Annotated in this window: 2 protein-coding genes; both read right to left on the reverse strand. The window is 66.8% G+C overall.

What is annotated here, in order from left to right:
- The coding region (locus tag E5198_RS21110) for a response regulator (RefSeq protein WP_136491856.1) at positions 1-454 on the reverse strand (454 nt) is incomplete at its 3' end.
- 103 nt (positions 455-557) lie between these two features.
- Positions 558-1,421 (reverse strand): CheR family methyltransferase, encoded by an 864-nt coding sequence (locus E5198_RS21115; protein ID WP_136491857.1) that lies wholly within the window; start codon positions 1,419-1,421, stop codon positions 558-560.
- Positions 1,422-1,554 lie beyond the last annotated feature (133 nt).

Here is a 1,554-nt window from a genome sequence, read left to right on the forward strand (position 1 = left end):
TGAGCGCCGGCGGCCGCGGCGCGCTGGCCGGCGGCGACTGGCGCGGCCGCGAACGGGCGGCGGCGCGGATCTTGTCGGCGATCAGCTCGCTGTAGTCGAGCATGCCGTGGCGGATGCCCATCTGCGGCTTGGCGATGAAGTCCAGCGCCCCCAGCTCCAGCGCGCGCAGGGTCACTTCGGAACCGGCCTGGGTCAGCGACGACACCATCAGCACCGGCATCGGCCGCAGGCGCATCAGACGGTCGAGGAAGTCGAGGCCGTCCATGCGCGGCATTTCCACGTCCAGGGTCAGCACGTCGGGGTTGTGCAGCTTGATCAGGTCGCGCGCCACCAGCGGATCGGCGGCCACCGCCACCACTTCCATGTCCGGCTGCGCGTTGATGATCTCGCGCAGCAGGTCACGAATCAGCGCCGAGTCATCGACACACAGAACCTTGATCTTGGGGACACTCAAACTGCTCTCCTTCGCGTGTAGCGGGTGATGGCACCACCCTGCCGCCGGCAGGGTGGGCCACGGATTTCACGCTGACATATGAAAAGTTATCGGCAAGCGCGCTTCAGTCTTTAGCGCGGCCGGCGTCGCGCAGGGTGTATACCGTCTGCCCGCGCAGCACGAAGTCGTCGCTGATGTAGGAGAAGTTTTCCGAATGGCCGGTGATCAGCAGGCCATCCGGCTTCAGGTAGGGCACGAAGTGCTTGAGGATCTTGGCCTGACTCTGCTTGTCGAAGTAGATCATGATGTTGCGGCAGAAGATCGCATCGAACGGTCCGCTGATGTTCCACTTCGCGTCGTGCAGGTTGAGCTGGCGGAACTCGACCATGTTCATCAGCTCCTGACGCACGCGCGCCAGGCCGACGCGCTCGCCGCTGCCGCGCAGGAAGAAGCGGTGCGCGCGCTCCTCGCCCATCTCCAGCACCTGCTTGAGCGGGTAGACGCCGGTGCGCGCCTTGCTCAGGGCATCGGTGTCGATGTCGGTGGCGATGACCCGCGACTGGCTGGCCAGCTGCGGGCCGAGCGCCTCGATCAGGGTCATGGCGATCGAGTACGGCTCCTCGCCGGTCGACGCCGCCGCGCACCAGACGCGCACCGGCTCGCGCCGGCCGGCGACATGCGCGGCCAGCAGCGGGAAGTGGTGCGCCTCGCGGAAGAATGCGGTGAGGTTGGTGGTCAGCGCATTGGTGAAGGCCTCCCACTCCCGCGCGCCGGGCTGGCGCGCGAGGCGGTCGAGGTACTCGCCGAAATGACTCATGCCGTGCATGCGCAGGCGCTTGGCCAGACGGCTGTAGACCATCTCGCGCTTGTTGTCAGCCAGCACGATGCCGGCGCGATCGTAGATGAGCTGACAGATGCGGTGGAAATCCGCGTCGTTCATCACCAGATCGCGACCAAAGCCGCCGGCGGCCGACACTTCAGCGTTCATCGTAATGCTCAAGAGCTACTCCCTGCATATGCTCAAAATTCGCTCCACTCCTCGGTGGCCGGCTCCTCACGGCGCGCGGCCGGTGCGGCTGCCGACGCCGCAGCCGGCGCGGGCGCCGAGACGCGCGGCGCGC

Origin of the sequence: Pseudomonas sp. A-1 (assembly GCF_004801855.1) — a bacterium.
In the GTDB taxonomy this organism is placed as follows: domain Bacteria; phylum Pseudomonadota; class Gammaproteobacteria; order Pseudomonadales; family Pseudomonadaceae; genus Geopseudomonas.

Coding starts and splice junctions, on each gene's coding strand:
- E5198_RS21115 (WP_136491857.1), bottom strand. CDS start 1,421: ATGAACGCTGAAGTGTCGGCCGCCGGCGGCTTTGGTCGCGATCTGGTG.